Here is a 19,223-nt window from a genome sequence, read left to right as displayed (position 1 = left end):
AAAATGTTTAAATTGCTACGATCTTAACGAATTTCTATCGACTAGCGGAGATAGATTTACATTTTTTTTCTTAAATTTCAGTTTAAACGAGAATTTTCATGAAACTGGCGTTGTTTGATTTAGACCATACCTTGTTAAATACCGATTCAGACCACTCGTGGGGTGAATTTTTAGTCAATGAAGGTTTGGTTGATGCGGTTCATCATCGTCAGATGAATGATAAATTTTATGAAGATTACAAAGCAGGGCAACTTGACCCCTATGCTTATAATGAATTTGTCTTTGGATTTTTAACAAAGCACGACAATAACTACTTAACTGAGCTTCACCAATTGTTCATGCAAAAAGTTATTCGTCCACAAATGCGTCCAAAAGGCTTTGATGCAATCAAAAAGCATCAAGATTTAGGTCATACAATTGTGGGTATTACAGCAACAAGTGATTTTATTACTGCGCCTATTTTCCGTGAATTTGGTATTACCGAAATTTTGGCAACCAATGCTGAAGTTGCAGATGGGAAATATACGGGTAAAGTTGCGGGCTTGGCGTGTTATCAAAAAGGTAAACTTGCGCGTCTCGACGACTGGTTGGCTGGACGCAGCGTATCTGAATCTTGGGCATATTCAGACTCAATCAACGATCGCTTTTTGCTTGAATATGCAACTCATGCGATTGCTGTAAATCCTGATGATCGCCTTGAAAAGTTGGCTCAAGAAAATAGCTGGGAAATTCAAGACTGGTCGATTTAAGATTGTGGAGTTGGAAGAGTAGCTTGCAAAGCTTTGAGGTCTTCCAACTCCTAATTAATTATATTTAAAAATCATTTTTTGAATGTTTTTATAAATCTTGTTCCAAAAGTAGATATGAATATGTCTAATAAAAAATAAATTTTATTTTGGTAACGGTTTAAGAATATAAAAAATTCTAATTTAAAAATGAGGGAATAATGCCAAAAACAGCACAAATTAAATTACCAAAACAACTTTGGAATGATGAAAGTATTGATTTAACACGTCATAGCTATCAGGGGAAATTACTTAATAAAAGCGAAGGCTTCAAATTAGGTAAGGCTCAACGTAAAAAAGTTCCGAGAGAACAGCTGTCAGAGCTTTCTGAGCGACCAAAAGGTATAACTGCTTTAACAATCTATGATTGGAGTAATCAAGGGCGTTTAGAGCAGCTCAAACCAATTCGTGCAAAACGAATGAGCGTTTCACCGTTTACATTTTATCGTGGTATGCCTTCTTTGATGCTGTTTGATCAGGCTTGGGAGCAGGTAAATTCAGGTTTATTTCAACAGATTTGTGGCGATTGTCATTTAAGTAATTTTGGTGGGTTTGCTAGCCCGGAACGCAACTTGTTGTTTGGAATTAATGATTTTGATGAGACTTTGGTTGCTCCATTTGAATGGGATTTAAAGCGTTTAGCAACCAGTTTTGTGATTGCGGCTCGTGATATTGATCTTGCAGATAAAGTGGGTTTAAAAGCAATTAAAACGATGTTGAATAGTTATCGTCAGCACTTATTAGAAAATACGAAACTTTCGCCTCTACAAGTTTGGTATGAAAAAGTTGATGCCAGTACCTTATTAGAAAACACTGAATGCCGAAAACTGAGAAAGAAACGCGCGAAGCATCTTGATTCAGCACAAAAGAGAAATGCATATTCTGTTTTACCGAAGCTCACACAGCAAGATCAAGATACTGGATCTCGCCATTTTGTGGATGATGCGCCTTTATTATGGCATCCAAAGGCAGATGAACCGTTCAGTAAAGATGTTGATGTATTCTTTCAGCAATATCGTGATTCTTTGAAATATGATCGCCAAGTACTTTTTGATCGTTATCAACGGACTGATGTGGCTTTGAAAGTGGTTGGAGTCGGAAGTGTTGGTACGCGATCCGCGATTGCATTATTTCAGGATGCAGATCGGGAACCGTTAATTTTGCAAATGAAAGAAGCGAATCCATCGATTCTTAGTCCGTTATTTGTAGAAAAAGTAAAACATGAAGGCGAGCGCGTGGTACATGGCCAGCAACTCATGCAAGCTGCTAGTGATATCTTCCTTGGATTCTCTTCAACCCCCAATCAACATTTTCATGTACGTCAGTTACGTGATATGAAGATTTCGGTTGATCTTAGTGATATGGATGATGAGTATTTCAATGAGTATGCTGAAAGTTGTGGTTTGGCTTTAGCTCATGCTCATGCTAAGTCTGGAAATGCTGATGTACTTATGGGATATCTTGGAGAGGGCAGTACGATCGTAGAAGTATTGCAAGCGTATGCAGAGGAGTATGCAGAGCGCAATTTAAATGACTATCAGCAATTTATGAATGCAGTTGTAGAGGGTAAGATTCCGCTTGCTGGAGATGATGCACTTTAAGAATAAGTATGCTGCTACAGATGACATGAAATAATTCGAAAGGTTAGAGAAAAAATGTTTAATAAAATTATGTCTGGTTTGGGTCTTCAAGGCGTAACGGTAGAAACTGTTTTACACAATCCAAACTTGCAAGCAGGTGAGACACTGCATGGAGAAATTAGCTTCAAAGGGGGATCATCTGATAAAGAGATTAATGGTCTTTATTTGAAGTTGATGACAATGGCAGAAGTTGAATCTGGTGACCATGAGTTTAATCAACCTTTGGTCTTACAAGAGTGGTTAGTAAATTCTCGTTTTCTATTGCCAGCACATCAAGCTCATTCTTTCCCTTTCAGTATTCAATTACCATTTGAGACACCGATTACCGAAGTCGCTTGTCGAAGAAATGGTACACGTGTTTGGATTCAAACTCATATGGATGTTGATTGGGGATTAGATGCAACTGATCGTGATTATTTAAAAGTGCTGCCAACTCCCGCTATGCAAATGTTTTTACAGGCCATGCAGCGATGTAGCTTTATTTTATCAACAGTTGATGTAGAAAAAGGTCAACTTACTGCACGAAACTTTAGATCAACCATTGGTTGTTACCAAGAGCTTGAATTTGTCTCTTCACATATGTTTAGTGGGTTTAATGAGGTTGAGGTTTCTTTCGTTGCTGAACCTAATCAAACGCACGTTATGCTTGAAGTTGACCGTCATTTTCGATCAGATCAACTATTAACGATGACCATTCCACATCATATGCTTGATGAAAACCAAATGGTGCAACAAATTCGAAGCCTATTGCAGCTTTGATAAATTAAATTATGTGCATCAAATGAGAGTTTTTTATCAACTTGAAAAGAGCCTTATATTTAAATCGCTTTTGCTGCATTGAGAGTAAGGGCGATTTAAATCGGTCGTGATGATGTGTGGAGGATATGATGGATAATCAGAATGAGACCGAAGAAAAGAAGACCCGTAAAGGTAATCTTCTTGAAGAATTTGGTGGGCAACTGATTGACGGTTTCATCACACTCATTGGTGAGCTCTTCATTTATATTATTTTTTTATTATTTTCAGGTACTTTACTCGGTATTATCTTTGCCGCTATTTTCTTTGGTTGGGGCGTATTATTTTTACTATTACCTTTTGCTGTTCTGGTTTATATCCTTTTTAAAAAATATAGTCGCTAATAATTCAACTACTCTTGCATCATTTTAATCAGTTCCTGCATAGCTCTGGATTGAGTGCGCGCAGGATGCCATACCATGCCTAATTGGCGATTCATTTTTACATCTAAATCAAGTTGTTGCATATCCTGATTCAATAGAGTTTTTGGTAAAACTGACCAACCTAAACCAATAGACACCAGCATACGAATAGACTCAAGCGGGTTATTGCTCATGGTGATTTTTGGTTTAAGCCCTTGTTTTTCAAACTCGGCTAAAGTGATTTGAGCAGTGTAAGTTTGTGCAGCGGGTAACAAGCTCGGATATTCGATTAAATCTTGTAAGGTCAGATTCTTTTTTTGTGCCAGTGGATGAAAAGGGGCAGCAACAAAAACTAAAGGATCATTCCAGATGGTAATGTAGTTAAGGCGCTCATCACCTGAAGGGGGAAGTGTTAAAAATGCTAACTCTAAATCACCGGCAAGCACTTTTTCATGCGCTTGCTCTGAGTCAACAAAATGCACATCTAAAGTGACTTGCGGAAATTGCTGAACAAAGTGTTTAAGGGGCGCGGGTAAATGATGCAAACCAATGTGGTGACTGGTTCCAATTTTTAAACGACCTTGTACCTGATTTTGCTCATGGCTTAGGGTGTGATGGATGTCTCCAAGCTCATTTAGCCAGTTTTTAACTTTTGGTAATAATGAATGTGCAGCATGAGTTGCTTGAACGCCTCGGCCTGCGGACTCAAATAGTTTGACACCAAAATATTCTTCTAAGCTGTGAATCCGTTTGGTTACAGCAGGTTGAGTAATAAATAATTGATCTGCTGCCACAGAGATAGACCCTGTTTCCATAACTTTTACAAAAGCTTCAAAGGCTGCAAGATTCATAATACAACTCAACTTGGAATAGAAAAATCGAGGGGCTAAAGTTGCCAAGCCAAAATCGTATCATGCTTGCAGCAAAACGAGTTAGAAAGTTATGAATTACCGCACTAATCTTAGCCTAAGCCGTTGTCTCTTTCTCAGCTAAGGCTGAAATGCGGCGGTCTTTAGCTGCCCATACTTTTTCATGAAAGAAAAAAGCAAATGCTTGTACGGTTGGCTCAAGCATACTTAAGGTTAAAGCCATCCAGATATTACCTGTTACAAAGTATGCAACTATCATCGCTACGCTAATATGCATAATGTAATAGCTGAAGGTTTTCTTTAAGGTACGTTGATTATTTACAACGAATTTTTGAATATTAGCCATGATCATTCTCTTTAGCCACTTTAGATATTTTTAGTATAGAGATGAGAGTATAAGATTAAAAATTGATTATGCAAATGATAATCATTAACAAAAACGATTTATTAAATTTGATGTGTATAGAAGGGATTATGATTAATTCCAAAAAGTTTTCTAATTTATAAAAATGATAAATTAGATTTATGTGAAACTCTGGCTATAATCGAAGAAAGATTAGAATTACCCAGTCCAATGGAGCAAGACGACATGGCAGGCAAAACTTTATATGACAAATTGTGGGATGACCACGTTGTTTCACAGCGTGATGATGGCTCATGTTTACTTTATATTGACCGTCATTTATTGCATGAAGTGACTAGTCCACAAGCATTTGAAGGTTTGCAACTTGCGGGTCGTCAACCATGGCGTTTAAGTGCGAACGTTGCTACACCAGACCATAACGTTCCAACATCTAAAAAGGAACGTGAGCAAGGCATCGCGGGTATTGAAGATGATACGTCTCGTATTCAGGTTCAAACCTTAGATGACAATTGTAAAGCCTTTAATATTGTTGAATTTAATATTAACGATATCCGTCAGGGTATTGTGCATGTCGTTGGACCTGAGCAGGGGTTAACTTTACCTGGCATGACTGTGGTGTGTGGTGATTCACATACAGCAACACACGGTGCTTTTGGTTGTTTGGCACATGGTATTGGAACTTCTGAAGTTGAACATGTGTTAGCAACACAATGTTTGATTCAGAAAAAATCTAAAAATATGTTAATCCGTGTAGATGGCGTATTAGGCAAAGGTGTGACACCAAAAGATGTGGTGTTGGCAATTATTGCTAAAATTGGTACCGCAGGTGGTACAGGTTACGCGATTGAATTTGGTGGTCAGGTGTTCCGTGATATGTCGATTGAAGGACGTATGACGGTATGTAACATGGCGATTGAAGCGGGTGCTCGTGTCGGCATGGTTGCTGTCGATGACAAAACCGTTGAATACGTGAAAGGCCGTAGCTATGCACCAAAAGGCGAGCAATGGGAACAAGCAGTTGCTTACTGGGACACTTTGCATTCAGATGAAGATGCTACCTTTGATGCTGTAGTTGAATTAAATGGTGCAGAGATCGAACCGCAAGTGTCTTGGGGAACTTCACCTGAGATGGTTATTCCGGTAACTGAAGCAGTTCCAACCTTAGAACAAGCAAAAGATGACGTTCAACGTAATGACTGGACACGTGCTTATCAATATATGGGCTTAAATGCAGGTCAAGCATTAGCTGATATTCAACTTGACCGGGTCTTTATTGGTTCTTGTACTAACTCTCGTATTGAAGATATCCGTGCTGCGGCTGAGGTGGTTAAAGGCCGTAAAGTAGCCTCTAGCATTAAGCAAGCCATGATTGTTCCGGGGTCAGGTTTAGTTAAACAACAGGCAGAGAAAGAAGGCTTAGATAAAATCTTCTTGGAAGCTGGTTTTGAATGGCGTGAACCAGGTTGTTCAATGTGTTTAGCAATGAATGCAGATAAATTACAACCAGGTGAACACTGTGCATCGACGTCTAACCGTAACTTTGAAGGTCGTCAAGGCAATGGTGGTCGCACTCACTTGGTGAGCCCAGCAATGGCGGCAGCGGCTGCAATCGCAGGTCACTTTGTTGATGTTCGTTCATTTTAATTCGGTCTGGAGCAAACCATGAAAGCTTATACAGTTGAACAAGGTATCGTTGCACCATTAGATCGTGCCAATGTTGATACAGATTTAATTATTCCAAAACAGTTTTTGAAATCAATCAAACGTACTGGTTTTGGGGATAACTTATTTGATGAACTTCGTTATTTAGATGAAGGCTATCCAGGACAAGATAATTCAGTTCGTCCCAAAAATCCGGATTTCGTTTTGAATCAACCACGTTATCAAGGAGCAAATGTTTTAATTGCTCGTACTAACTTCGGTTGTGGTTCAAGTCGTGAGCATGCACCTTGGGCATTGAATGAATACGGTTTCCGTACTGTTATTGCGCCAAGCTTTGCTGATATTTTCTTTAATAACTGTTTCAAAAATGGCATGTTACCTGTCATTTTGTCAGAGGAAATTGTTGATCAGTTATTTAAAGAATGCGCTGCAAATGAAGGATATCAATTAACAATTGATTTAGCGGCTCAAGAAGTGCGTACCCCAACAGGTGAAGCTTTTAAATTTGAAGTTGACCCATTTCGCAAGCATTGCTTGTTAAATGGCTTGGATGATATTGGTTTAACGCTTCAAAACGCGGATGTAATTCGCGCTTATGAAGAAAAAACTAAACAAGTTCGTCCTTGGGTATTCCAAGAGTTAAATTAACCTTTTGGTACATTTTAAACATAGCCATGGCGTAGTGTTCAAACTCTTGCTAACATGCTAAAGCATAAAAACACCTTAAAATTATGCACTAGATGAGGATTGGGCTTGAACAATGAAGAGGAACGTTACTCATAGCTTTTTGTTGAGCCTGTGCGCAATAACACTCAGTGCTTGTCAGAGCACGTACAATGTAGTGGATACTGTCCGTATTAAGCAGGCTGAACAAGAAAATTTGGGGCAGAATGCAGCAATATATTGTTCGGGTGCGAAGAGTTGTGAATTTGAACGACTAAATGATATTACTGTAGTGGATGCGCAAACACGACGAATTAGTAATCAGGCAATTCATCAAGGAATTGTACGGTTGCACGGTTCAGTGCTCGGGCAAACCAACAGTTTATATTTATCTGTGCCTGCTAAACAATATGAAGTGGTGATCCGTTTCTATCCGATTTCTCCAGATCGGGCTGAAACAATCCATGTGATTCACCAGTTTAATGCCAACCATCGCTATACATTTAAAATGTACCGAGACAAAACTAACCGTTCGGGTAGTTTGCTGAATGTTTCTGTACCAGATCCATTATGTGTCGACTTAGAGCAAGATGAGCGTGTTATTCGCCGTTTTTGTCGACCATTTGATGTAACAACAGGGCTAGGCGAGTTCCTTGAACAGAAAAAACTAACACCGCGGTCGTCATAACACTGCTTGTTTTTTGGAAAATGGAAAAAGTTCATGTCTAAACAGATTTTAATTTTAGCTGGTGATGGTATTGGTCCCGAAATTGTTGGGGCAGCAGAAAAAGTATTAAATACAGTAAATGAAAAATTTAATTTATCGTTGACTTGGGAACATGGCCTATTGGGTGGTGCGGCAATTGATGCACATGGCGAACCGTATCCAGCTGTAACGAGTGAACAGGCAAAAAAAGCTGATGCAATTTTACTGGGTGCAGTAGGCGGACCAAAATGGGATGCGATCGAGCGTTCTATCCGTCCTGAACGTGGTCTTTTAAAAATTCGTAGTGAACTCAACTTGTTTGCTAACTTACGCCCAGCGATTTTATATCCGCAATTGGCAGATGCTTCTAGCTTAAAACCTGAAATTGTTGCTGGTTTAGATATTCTGATTGTTCGTGAGCTTACTGGCGGTATCTATTTCGGTCAGCCACGTGGTATTCGTGAACTCGAAAACGGTGAAAAACAAGGCTATAACACAGACGTTTATTCTGAAAGTGAAATTAAGCGCATTGCAAAAGTTGCTTTTGAACTTGCAGGTTTACGTGGTGGTAAAGTCTGTTCAGTCGATAAAGCGAACGTTTTAGAAGTAACAGAACTTTGGAAGCAAACAGTTACTGATTTGCAGCAAGCGAGTTATTCAAACATTCAGCTTTCACATATGTATGTAGATAATGCTGCAATGCAGCTTGTACGTGCGCCAAAACAGTTTGACGTGATCGTAACAGGTAACTTGTTTGGCGATATTTTATCTGATGAAGCGGCAATGCTTACAGGCTCAATCGGCATGTTGCCATCAGCTTCTTTAGATGAAAATGGCAAAGGTATGTATGAACCTTGTCATGGTTCTGCACCTGACATTGCGGGTCAAAATGTTGCCAATCCATTAGCAACTATTCTTTCTGTTGCAATGATGCTTCGTTATACATTCCGTGAAGAAGCTGCTGCAAAAGCAATTGAAGATGCTGTAGGTCAAGTACTTGATCAAGGCTTACGTACAGCAGATATTATGTCTGAAGGTATGACAAAAGTGGGTACAGCCGAGATGGGTGAGGCAGTTGTAGCTGCTCTTGCTTAAAAGCTTCTTATAAAAAACGCAGCTCAACGCTGCGTTTTTTTATGCCTATGTTTTAGCAGGCTTTACCTTCATATTGAATAGACTCGGCAATATCATTATTAAGCTGGAAAATAACTTTGCAGTTGAAATTCACATCGTAAGAATTGCCACCCAGATTACCTGACTGTATAGCAACAGAATTACCTCTCATATCGACATTAGTCACCATCGGGATTGGGATGTTTAATGGACGTAAAATCGTATAAATGAGTTGATTAGGTGTTTTCTGTGGAGCATTAGCGACTTGAAAACCAAGACTACGTAGATTGATGTCTTGTCGAATGGTTGCAGAAGATTTGCCTAGAAAGCTCTTTAAATACTCTTGTAAATCTATAGATTGGTGTGGATGGCTAGTACAACCGTTCAAATTCATCATGATCAAACAAAAAAGTAGGCCAATTTTATATGGGGTGTCTATATTCATTTTTATCTCAATAAAAAATTCTATTTATTATTAAAGAACAATAGGTTGGATTTGAATACTTGTAAAGTAAAAAAGGAAGATTATGATAAATAGAAGGTGAACTTACCTTTAAATTTATCATTACATTCGAATCGCTTTAATAATAATTTCATAGAAAACTTAAGGAAGAAAAGTATGAGAAAAATTGCTTTTGCATTTTTATGCAGTTTAGGAATGACTGTCGTCTACGCTGATAACTGTGATAGTGCCCGCAATACTTATGATGATATTTACTGTACAAATAAAATTTATGCGAGTGCAGATGTAGATATGAATAAGAATTATCAAGCATTGCGAGTAAAGTTAAATACTGCGCAAAAAAATATTCTTAAGAAATCTCAGCTTGCATGGATACGTCAACGTGATGCTGAGTGTACAGATTCAAATAGAAATAGTGTAGACGTGCAATGTCGTTTACAGACAACGCAAGAAAGAAACCATTGGCTGCAAGAAAGATTGCGTGAATGCCAAACGGTGGGATGTAAAACCAGTCGCTTAAGTGAATAAACAACGCAATAAAAAAGCCACATCATGAAGTGGCTTTTTTGCATTCACTAATTAGCGAGCACGGTACGTGATACGACCTTTAGTGAGGTCATATGGAGTCATTTCGACTTTTACACTGTCGCCAGTAAGAATACGAATATAGTGTTTACGCATTTTACCAGAAATGTGTGCAATAACTTCGTGACCGTTTTCAAGACGTACACGGAACATCGTATTAGGAAGCGTTTCGGTGACAACGCCTTCGAACTCAATGAGTTCCTCTTTATTGGCCATAGCCTACCTGATGATCAAATTGGGAAGGCGCAAATTATAGTCAATTTATTTAAAAAAAACAAGATAGACATACTTCTACTCAAGCATCTGGTTAAAGTATGACTAATAAAAAAAGATGTAATTTTTTTCACAAAAGAAGTTTAATTCTGTTGTCAGTTCGGTCAATCAACGCTAATCTAAAATCATAGTTATTAGGGACTGTTAATTGCGTAAAAGTCAACGGCCCTAAATATCAATGAAGTATCTACATGGAAGGGCACTGCGTGGGTCAGCTAACAGATGCATCAGTTGTATTACGCTTTGGCTATCAAGCGATTCGTCGTGCGGGATTGCCAACAGAAGAAATATTAACCAAAGCGGGAGTTGCTTTAAATCAGGTTGATACAAATGCACGTACACCGTTAAGTGCACAGTATGCCTTTTGGACTGCCGCTCAGGAAGTCAGTAAAGATCCAGATATCGGTCTGCATTTAGGCGAGCATTTGCCTTTATATCGTGGTCAGGTCATTGAACATCTATTTATTAGTAGTGATACTTTTGGTGAAGGCCTAAAGCGGGCTTTGGCTTATCAGCGCCTCATTAGTGACGCATTTGATGCAAAACTAGTGATTGAAGAAGGGCGTTGTTATTTAACCAATGGCGAGCAGATCGGTGCTGATAATCTTGTTAATCGGCATTTCTCTGAATGTGCAATTTCGGGAATACTTAGATTTTTTAAATTTATTACCGAAGGGCAATTTCATCCGATCTTTATCGATTTTAACTTCAGCGAAGGAGCCGCCGAGGATGAATATTTCCGCGTATATGGCTGTCCGGTTAGTTTAGGTCAAAAAGAAACACGTTTATATTTTGATCCCGCTATTCTGGATTTTCAGCTTTGGCAAGCAGAGCCCGAGTTATTGCAATTGCATGAGCAGCTTGCGATTGAAAAATTACAAGAATTAGCGCGTTATGATCTAGTGGGTGAAGTTCGTAGAGCAATTGGTTCAACGCTGGAAAGTGGAGAAACAACCTTGGAAACGGTTGCTGCTCAGTTAAATATTACCCCACGTCGCTTACGTACTCAGCTAAGTGAGGCGAATACCAGTTTTCAGCAAATACTTTCTGACTATCGTTGCCGTTTAGCTAAAAAACTTTTGGCAAATACCAATGAGAGTGTTGAGCGTATTGTGTATTTAACTGGCTTCTCTGAGCCAAGTACGTTCTATCGCGCATTTAAGCGTTGGACGAATGAGACACCGGTTGAGTACCGTAAGCGTAAACAGCATCGCTAGATAAGTATAAGTCGAGCAGGCTAAGCTTACTCAGGTAAGTTTAGCCAATGTGGCCCAAGTGGCGGCTGAGGCAGATCAAACTGCTCAGGATAGTTACACTGAATAAAATAAAGACCATCTGGCGGGGCAGTGACTCCTGCTGCCTTACGATCTTGTGCAGCAAACATTGCATCGATATGATCAATTTCATACATACCTTGACCAATTTCGAGTAAACACCCAACAATATTACGCACCATATGGTGTAAAAAACCATCTGCCTGAATATCTAAAACCAAATAACGTCCATGTTCAAATAAACGGCAATGTTTTACATGTCGAACAGGCTGATTTGATTGGCAGGCCGCTGCACGGAAGCTTTCAAAGTTATGAGTGCCTTCAAATTTACTTGCTGCTTCAATCATCTTTTTCACATCTAACTGTTGGTAAATGTGAGTAACCTGTTTATGCAATAGTGCAGGGCGATGAGGCGTGTTATATATAATATAGCGGTAACGTCGAGCAGTCGCTTTAAAGCGGGCATGAAAACTTTCATCCATCAGTTTAATCCACTGAATGGAAATATCTTTAGGTAGTTGGCTGTTTGCCCCTCTTAACCACCCTGTTTCTGGGCGAATGGCATGCGTATCGAAGTGTGCCACCATATTTGTCGCATGTACTCCTGCATCGGTACGACCAGCACCATGAAGTGCTATAGGTTCATTTGCGACTTTGCTAAGCACACGTTCAATGGTTTCTTGTACGCTGGCAACGCCTGGCTGTTGTGTTTGCCAACCTCGATATTGAACTCCGCTAAATTCAATACCGACTGCATAACGTTGCATGGCTTTACCTCTATTTAATGCAAATTTTCGTTCCAATGGCTGAACCATTGTTCTGGGGTTGAGTATTTTAAATAGATTTGAAGTGCTTTTGCATAGAGATCTGCATGACTATGTGCATCACTAATGACAATTTTTGCAGTTTTCGTCCACTCACTAATTGCATAGCGTTGATCAATACCACCAAAGGTAACCTGAGTCGTAAGAATCGGAACACAGCCACGTGTATAGAGTTCATCTAATGTTGCGAGTAGTTCCTGATTAACAGCTATGTTTCCAGTACCAAAACCTTGCAATACTAAAAATTGAGGTGGGGCTGGCAGTAAATTTCGTAATTGTTGAACGAGCTGAGTGGTCGCAATAGGTTGCATCATCCAATTCAAGATTTGAAAAGATGCTGCACGCTCGATTTGCATATCTTGCAAAATTAACCCGTTTTGCTGAGGTGTAAATTCAGACTCAGCTTTAAGACCGGAAAAAGCGTCAAGTTCAGTCGTATGTGTCTTTAACACAGTTTGAGCATGAAATACTTGATGATGAAACGCAAGGTATGCACCCACAGGTAAGCTAATCACCTGTTCTAATGCAAGATATAAATTATCAATTGCATCAGTAAACTCACGGGTATCATTCCCTTGAATATTCAGGAGAGGATATTGACTGCCAGTAATAACCACATGGCAGCTCTGACCTAGAAAACGAGCTAGAGTCGCTGCAGCATAACTGAGAGTATCTGTACCATGAATAACGACGAAGTGCTGATAGCCTTCAAGTTGTAGTTGTTGTATGCGTTGAATAAGACGTAGCCAGTCGGGCGCTGTACAAGCACTGCTATCTACAATATTTGGGGCAGCAAAACAGTCGACCGTTAAGTGAGGTGGTATAACTTTTTCAAGTTGAGGTAAGAATTGGTCATATGGCATAGGCGCTAAAGGTTCACCTACACAGCCAAAAGTACCACCCATATAAAATAAGGCTATTTTTTTCATCTTTTTCAGGCACAAAAGCAGTCATCTTTGACTGCTTATGGTAAAACGATCAGCCTTAAGAAGCTATGCGATTTAGTAGATTTTTCGCGCGTTGTTGTTGCTCTGTGTTGAATTTTTGCTCATTACTTGCCAACAAGGCGTGCGCTGCTGGGTAAGCACCTAAACTGATATATTGCTCTGCAAGTTTTAAGTCGAGTTCATTTTCATCTAACTGTTTTAATTCTGGAAAAGCTTGGAAAAGTGGGTCGTTGTTTTCAAGGCTAAGTTCTGATTCATTTAAATTCGGTTGATTATCTTCAGACTCTATAGGATTTAAAGAAAACTCAAGGGTTTCAACTGATAATGGCTGAGTTTGAATATTTTCTTCTAAGATGATTTCTTGAGAGTTATTGCTTTGTGAATCAGACACTTTGTCTATTGAAAAACTACTAAAACCAAAATCAATGTCTGGTGTAGAGGTTGTATCAACTTTGAGTGTTTCAACAGTCAACTCAGAGCTAGGCTCAAGAGACTTTTCTGCTTTATTTGGGATAGACTCTAAATCAAATGAAAACTCTAAAGTATTTAAGTCATTTGTTTCACTGGCTGTTTCAGTGCTAATTTTATCTTCAGGTTTAGCAGAATCGACTTCTGTTGTTTTTTGCTCAAATGAGAAATTAAATTCCAGAGGCTCAACTTCAACAGCAGGTTCTTGCTTTACAGGTGTATAGTCTTTCTGCAAGTCATCAAAAGAAGCTTCAGAAGAACTTGTTGTTAACTGGTCAAACTGAGCTGTTGTGTCCGGTGTATTTTTTGGCTCTTCGTATGTTTGAGCTTGAGGGAAATCGATGGCATCGGGTTGTTTCGATAACTGGTGTTCTGTTTTTCGTAATGCTTCATATTCTATTTGTTTAGCTTCTGCTTGGGGCACTATTTCATTCAATGCCAAACTACGAATATGACTAATCAGTTGTGTTATGGCAAATTCATCTTTCTGTGCAATATGAACTTCAAGCAATAATAAATAAAGCTCATGTTGAGTATTATCTTTTTTTAGCGCCTGATTTACTTGAGCTTCAGCGGCTGAATATTGCTTTTCTTGAATGAGCTGTTTGATTTTTTGACGTACAGCTTCTGGAACAGGGCTGCTTTGTGGAATAGGTGGAAGAGTTTCTTCTACCACATTTACTTTACTTTTTTCACGCGAGTTTTTACTCGATTTAGAGTTTGCTTTTTTATTGGTTTTTTTATTTACCGTTTTTGGGGAGGTGGCCTCTTGTTTCTGGCTATTCTCGCGTTTTTTTAAAATAACAGCGACCACGAGCAATATGATGAACGGAATCACATATAACATTACTTTCCCCTTAAAAAATAAATATTTGCAATATAAAGCGAGCTAACTCTGGTTTTAACTTAATGTTTTTACTTGTGAGTGTTTTGCTGTGCTTGTAACTGCTGTTGTAACTCTGCCAAACGCGCATTCAAAAGTTGAATACGTTGGTCTTTTAACCGTAAAGTTTGATTTAATTTGGTTACATTCCTTTGTAATGTAACGTTTTTTTCTCTTTTTGTCATAACTTTTACTGCTAACTCAGTATTGTTTTGACTTTGTTGTGTGCTCTTTTTAGCACTTCCATGTGTAGAATTTTGGCTGTTTTCAGCCACGATACTCATTTCTGCTTGTTGCAAACGGTATTTAGCTTTGCCAGAAGGCGATTTTGCAGTATGCGTTATTTCTGTTTTTGATTTATTTTGCTGAGTTTTAGAGACAGGAGTATGGGCGAGTTTTAGAGCAATTCCCTGACGTAAACGGTTTACATCACCTTGGATAAAAGCATGCTGGTTTTGTTTTTGGATATCATGCATGACTTTCGCAACTGGCTGTTTGGTTTTCGCTGCAATACGATTAGCAATGCTCCATAGAGACTCATTGTGTTGTACTACATATTTACCTGAAGTTATTGGTCCTCTAGACGGACTTAGAGTTTGTTTTTTTGCAGCATTTTGACTGAGATTTTTGGATGGAACAGATTTCTTTTGTACTGCTAACTTTTTAACTGGTGTTTTTGGCGAATTATTTGTATCTGACTTATTAATAGCAGATGTAATTTGATTTTTTGTTACTGCCTGATCAGGAATAGTGCTTGTTACAACTTGTTGAGCCGAAGAGTTTTCACTAAGTGGGGCAGATGAATTCGTATTTATCGCTGGGACAGTCCCAGACTTGATATTCAGGTTTTGTTCACTATTAGAGTTGGTGGTAGCTAGGGCAGGAGCAGATGAAGTATATCGGGTACTTTCCGGCAGATTTAAAGCAATATCTTTTTCATTCACAATAAGCTGAGGCGATAAAGTACTTTCGTTATTTTCAGTCTTTTTTATAGCAGAAGGCTTAATTACAGTTTTGATATGCTGTAAACGAGTTGCAGAACCTTCACTGATTTTTACAACAATATTGAGCTCGGGATCAATAACAGGACGGGATGAGGTAATGACAATAACCCCAGAGCCTTGACCATTTTGGCGTGTATAAAAATTAAGATTTCCCGGAGGTTGATGAGTCACACCCAAAGCACTTAAATCTTCGGGGGTTGCTAAACTGACTTGTAAAGTGGAATTGGGATCAGCTTGCTGGAAGTTCATTTCTGCATATAACAAATCGCCGGGTGCGGACTGAATTTGTATAGGGTCTAATGTAATCGCATAAATAGATGGCGAAGACATAATGGTGAAAATGGCAATTTTTAATTTGTTATAAACAGTCATCTCAATCCATGACCTAATAAGTCGTAAAGTCGTTCAAAATTATACAATAATGAAATGTAAATAAATTGTAAATTTTTCACAAACCAGTTACGAAAAAGCCGATCTAATGTGATCGGCTTTTTGTTTTGACTGAATAATTCAGACCAAATTATGAGCTTTTGTATTCTACTAAGATACGTAACATACGACGTAAAGGTTCAGCAGCACCCCAAAGTAACTGATCACCTACTGTGAATGCGCCTAAATATTCTTTACCCATGTTAAGTTTACGCAAACGGCCGACAGGTACAGTTAAGGTGCCTGTTACAGCAACAGGTGTAAGGTCAGTCATAGACGCTTCACGAGTGTTTGGTACAACTTTCGCCCATTGGTTTGAAGTACGAATCATATCTTCGATTTCATCAAGCGGGACATCTTTTTTCAACTTGATCGTCAGTGCTTGAGAGTGACAACGCATCGCGCCAATACGGACACAGTGACCATCGATTGGAATAATTTGTGAATTACCCAAGATCTTGTTGGTTTCAACCTGACCTTTCCATTCTTCTTTTGACTGACCGCTTTCAAGTTGCTTATCAATGTAAGGAATCAACGATCCAGCTAATGGCACGCCAAAGTTAGCAGATGGAAAACCTTCGCCACGTTGTAACTCGGCAACTTGACGATCAATATCCAAAATTGCTGATTTAGGGTCATCTAACAACGTTTTGGTATTGTTATATAAGTAGCCCATACCAGTAATTAGCTCACGCATGTTTTGTGCGCCAGCGCCTGATGCTGCTTGATAAGTCATAGCAGTCATCCACTCCACCAAATTATTTTGGAAAAGTGAACCCAAGCCCATCAACATAAGCGATACAGTACAGTTGCCGCCTACGAAAGTTTTGGTGCCGTTAGCCAAACCATCTTTGATAACGTTAAGGTTTACTGGGTCAAGAACGATGATTGCATCATCTGACATACGTAAAGTAGAGGCTGCATCAATCCAGTAGCCATTCCAACCAGTTGCTTTTAACTGTGGGAAAACTTCAGACGTATAGTCACCACCTTGACAGGTAATAATGACATCCATTTGCTTCAGACTATTAATGTCTGTAGCTTCCATAAGTGCTGGGGCAGTCTTACCACCAAATGAAGGAGCTTCACCACCTGCATTACTGGTAGAGAAATAAAATGGCTCAATATGAGCAAAATCATTCTCTTCAACCATACGTTGCATAAGGACGGAACCGACCATCCCGCGCCAACCGACCAGACCTACTTTCATGTCATTTTGCCTCGGTGCGTTAAAATTATTAGGGGGAGTTGAGTGTATCAAAAGTGTCCACAACTGCAAGCGTTACAGAAACAAAACACCATGTTTATTGAGTAGAATATCTTGTTTATGTTACATACAAAATTGATAAAGATGACAAAAAATTTAAAAACCAAATCATCTTAAAAGAGAAAATTCAATGATTTATATCGAAGTTCTAGCTGGTCTGGTGATTTGGTTAAGTTTCTGGTCACTTATTCCTCGTGATGAGTGGTGGTTTCGTGGCGCCGACTTTCCTCGTTTGCAGATTCTATTTGTTGGCCTATTAGCCTTTGTGGGTATGTTGTTTTGGCCTACCGAGTGGAATGTATGGCGTGAGATCGTGCTTGCCGTGCTCATCGCTGCGATTGCCTATCAGCTTAAAATGGTTTTGCCTTATACCCTATTTTGGAAAAAACAGGTTAAGCAGGTGAGGCGGTCTCAATTAGACCCTCAAAAGCAGATTTCATTGATTGTATCTAACGTTCTAACCCCTAATGATAAATATCATTTACTTCTTGAGCAGATTCGGAAATTACAACCTGATTTACTGCTTACCTTAGAAAGTGACAAGACATGGGAAAATGCTTTAAAAGAAATTGAAGAAGATTATCCTCATCGTGTTCCTGTGCCTTTAGATAACTTATATGGAATGCATTTATATAGCCGTTTACCTCTATCAAATACAGAAGTTAAATTTATTTTGAGTGATGAAATTCCTTCAATTCACACCACTGTAACTTTACGATCTGGTATGCCAGTTCAACTCTATTGTTTGCATCCTAAGCCACCGAGTCCAACCGAGGCGAAAGATTCGACTTTACGTGATGCAGAACTATTGATTGTTGGAGATCAGATTAAAGACTTAGATGAAAGCTGTATTGTGATGGGGGATTTAAACGATGTAGCATGGTCACGTACTACACGTTTATTTCAACGTATTAGCGGATTACTTGATCCACGGGTTGGTCGACATTTCATTAATACCTTCCATGCAGATTATCCATTGCTGCGTTGGTCTTTAGACCATATTTTTCATAGTACTGATTTTGGTCTAGTTAAAATGAAACGGTTGCCACATATTGGATCGGATCATTTTCCAGTATATGTCGTTTTGCAGACCGGTCGGGTGTTTGAACAAATTCAAGAAGAATTAGAACAAACCCAAAATGATGAAGAAGAGGCCCAAAGCGCTATACAAGAAGGAATTGCCAAGGCTGAAAAAGAAGAAAAAATTGTGACTGATGAAATTGCGCAGCCTTATAAATAAAAAGCATATAAAAATCGATGTAAGCAATATCGTACAAAGATTTGAGTCTAGGGCCAATAGGCAGAGGGGTATAAAAACCTTATTCTACATTCATCGGCACACGGAAACGGGAATGGACGATCCCACGTAAGGATACACTAAGCTGATATGGAATAAGCATCACGGATCAGATGTTGGAACGGAAACGATAAAAATAACGATTAACCTGAAAGCACAACCTCATTTACCCGAGTTTTGCAGGACGCAGAACTCGGGTTAATATTTTATATATACCCTATTTAGTTCATTGCGAATATAAGAAATATTGTTAAGTTAATCTTAATTTAAAAATCTATTTAACTGTAGGTAAGAGTTCATAAGTTCTTTATATATCTGAGCAATTTTAAATGAAAAATAGATAAAAATTTTTTTTTGATAAGTTTTTGTTTTTATAGATTATTGATGAATAAATATAGGCTTTGATCTATTTAGATATAAATTGGGGTTGTTTAATTGGCAAATCTCAATAGAATGTGCCGATCGTTGACATGTTGGATCGTCAACAGGCATTGTTGTTTATTTCGCCGGATCGGCGAGTTGTGATTTGTTTGTGCATTTAAATTTCTGT

General features: G+C 38.8%; 20 protein-coding genes. 11 read left to right on the top strand and 9 right to left on the bottom strand.

Annotated features, from left to right (window positions below):
• The first annotated feature begins 98 nt into the window (after positions 1-98).
• The 4 genes from RMB13_RS19925 to RMB13_RS19910 all read left to right on the top strand — a co-directional run bounded on the left by RMB13_RS19925 (position 99) and on the right by RMB13_RS19910 (position 3,564).
• Entirely contained in the window at positions 99-749 is a 651-nt protein-coding gene (locus RMB13_RS19925; RefSeq protein ID WP_004640973.1) for an HAD family phosphatase, read from the top strand.
• 197 nt (positions 750-946) lie between these two features.
• Positions 947-2,386: a DUF2252 domain-containing protein gene (locus tag RMB13_RS19920; protein WP_311086149.1), complete on the top strand. Its 1,440-nt coding sequence runs from the start codon at positions 947-949 to the stop codon at positions 2,384-2,386.
• A gap of 54 nt (positions 2,387-2,440) precedes the next feature.
• A complete protein-coding gene (locus RMB13_RS19915; RefSeq protein ID WP_005037051.1) occupies positions 2,441-3,184 on the top strand; it encodes a sporulation protein in 744 nt (247 codons plus the stop codon).
• A 128-nt stretch (positions 3,185-3,312) separates the two neighbouring features.
• Positions 3,313-3,564 (top strand): hypothetical protein, encoded by a 252-nt coding sequence (locus RMB13_RS19910; RefSeq protein ID WP_005037049.1) that lies wholly within the window; start codon positions 3,313-3,315, stop codon positions 3,562-3,564.
• Positions 3,565-3,572: 8 nt separating this feature from the next.
• Here RMB13_RS19910 and RMB13_RS19905 read toward each other — a convergent pair whose 3' ends face one another.
• Both RMB13_RS19905 and RMB13_RS19900 read right to left on the bottom strand, forming a co-directional pair.
• Positions 3,573-4,433, bottom strand: coding sequence for a LysR family transcriptional regulator (locus RMB13_RS19905; protein ID WP_004640979.1), 861 nt, complete (start codon positions 4,431-4,433; stop codon positions 3,573-3,575).
• Positions 4,434-4,548: 115 nt separating this feature from the next.
• The gene (locus RMB13_RS19900) at positions 4,549-4,803 is read right to left on the bottom strand and encodes a DUF2061 domain-containing protein (RefSeq protein ID WP_003654707.1); all 255 of its coding nucleotides are present in this window, start codon (positions 4,801-4,803) and stop codon (positions 4,549-4,551) included.
• Between the two features lie 237 nt (positions 4,804-5,040).
• On the opposite strand from RMB13_RS19900, the gene leuC reads away from it, so the two are divergent.
• The 4 genes from leuC (at position 5,041) to leuB (ending at position 8,941) form a co-directional block, all read left to right on the top strand.
• On the top strand, positions 5,041-6,459 hold the full coding sequence (gene leuC, locus RMB13_RS19895; protein ID WP_005037045.1) for a 3-isopropylmalate dehydratase large subunit: 1,419 nt from the start codon (positions 5,041-5,043) through the stop codon (positions 6,457-6,459).
• Between the two features lie 18 nt (positions 6,460-6,477).
• A complete protein-coding gene (gene leuD / locus RMB13_RS19890) occupies positions 6,478-7,125 on the top strand; it encodes a 3-isopropylmalate dehydratase small subunit (RefSeq protein ID WP_311086148.1) in 648 nt (215 codons plus the stop codon).
• Positions 7,126-7,237: 112 nt separating this feature from the next.
• Positions 7,238-7,828, top strand: a complete 591-nt coding sequence (locus RMB13_RS19885; protein WP_003654712.1) for a hypothetical protein — start codon at positions 7,238-7,240, stop codon at positions 7,826-7,828.
• Positions 7,829-7,861: 33 nt separating this feature from the next.
• Entirely contained in the window at positions 7,862-8,941 is a 1,080-nt protein-coding gene (leuB, locus tag RMB13_RS19880; RefSeq protein WP_004640985.1) for a 3-isopropylmalate dehydrogenase, read from the top strand.
• Between the two features lie 52 nt (positions 8,942-8,993).
• Here leuB and RMB13_RS19875 read toward each other — a convergent pair whose 3' ends face one another.
• Entirely contained in the window at positions 8,994-9,404 is a 411-nt protein-coding gene (locus RMB13_RS19875; protein WP_311086147.1) for a hypothetical protein, read from the bottom strand.
• Positions 9,405-9,578: 174 nt separating this feature from the next.
• Between RMB13_RS19875 and RMB13_RS19870 the strand changes: the two genes are divergently transcribed.
• Positions 9,579-9,950, top strand: a complete 372-nt coding sequence (locus RMB13_RS19870) for a lysozyme inhibitor LprI family protein (RefSeq protein ID WP_311086146.1) — start codon at positions 9,579-9,581, stop codon at positions 9,948-9,950.
• Positions 9,951-10,001: 51 nt separating this feature from the next.
• On the opposite strand, the gene infA is transcribed toward RMB13_RS19870, so the two are convergent.
• On the bottom strand, positions 10,002-10,223 hold the full coding sequence (gene infA, locus RMB13_RS19865) for a translation initiation factor IF-1 (protein ID WP_001284370.1): 222 nt from the start codon (positions 10,221-10,223) through the stop codon (positions 10,002-10,004).
• A 263-nt stretch (positions 10,224-10,486) separates the two neighbouring features.
• Here infA and RMB13_RS19860 point away from each other — a divergent pair, with 263 nt between their 5' ends.
• Complete coding sequence (locus RMB13_RS19860) at positions 10,487-11,497, top strand: AraC family transcriptional regulator (RefSeq protein ID WP_005037036.1); 1,011 nt, start codon at positions 10,487-10,489, stop codon at positions 11,495-11,497.
• 26 nt (positions 11,498-11,523) lie between these two features.
• Here RMB13_RS19860 and truA read toward each other — a convergent pair whose 3' ends face one another.
• The 5 genes from truA to asd form a co-directional block, all read right to left on the bottom strand.
• Positions 11,524-12,321: a tRNA pseudouridine(38-40) synthase TruA gene (gene truA / locus RMB13_RS19855; RefSeq protein ID WP_056483204.1), complete on the bottom strand. Its 798-nt coding sequence runs from the start codon at positions 12,319-12,321 to the stop codon at positions 11,524-11,526.
• A 14-nt stretch (positions 12,322-12,335) separates the two neighbouring features.
• Entirely contained in the window at positions 12,336-13,307 is a 972-nt protein-coding gene (locus tag RMB13_RS19850; RefSeq protein WP_311086145.1) for an asparaginase, read from the bottom strand.
• Positions 13,308-13,362: 55 nt separating this feature from the next.
• Positions 13,363-14,640, bottom strand: coding sequence for a hypothetical protein (locus RMB13_RS19845; RefSeq protein WP_311086144.1), 1,278 nt, complete (start codon positions 14,638-14,640; stop codon positions 13,363-13,365).
• A 68-nt stretch (positions 14,641-14,708) separates the two neighbouring features.
• Positions 14,709-16,052: a hypothetical protein gene (locus tag RMB13_RS19840; RefSeq protein WP_311086143.1), complete on the bottom strand. Its 1,344-nt coding sequence runs from the start codon at positions 16,050-16,052 to the stop codon at positions 14,709-14,711.
• A 148-nt stretch (positions 16,053-16,200) separates the two neighbouring features.
• Positions 16,201-17,319 carry an aspartate-semialdehyde dehydrogenase gene (asd, locus tag RMB13_RS19835; protein ID WP_004641000.1) on the bottom strand — a complete coding sequence of 373 codons (1,119 nt, stop codon included), beginning with the start codon at positions 17,317-17,319 and terminating at the stop codon, positions 16,201-16,203.
• 187 nt (positions 17,320-17,506) lie between these two features.
• On the opposite strand from asd, the gene RMB13_RS19830 reads away from it, so the two are divergent.
• A complete protein-coding gene (locus RMB13_RS19830; RefSeq protein WP_311086142.1) occupies positions 17,507-18,616 on the top strand; it encodes an endonuclease/exonuclease/phosphatase family protein in 1,110 nt (369 codons plus the stop codon).
• Positions 18,617-19,223: the final 607 nt, after the last annotated feature.

This window comes from Acinetobacter sp. V102_4 (genome assembly GCF_031799005.1).
Taxonomy (GTDB): domain Bacteria; phylum Pseudomonadota; class Gammaproteobacteria; order Pseudomonadales; family Moraxellaceae; genus Acinetobacter; species Acinetobacter calcoaceticus.
The sequence above is the reverse complement of the archived record's forward strand: the minus strand, read 5'-3'. Positions and strand labels throughout refer to the sequence as shown.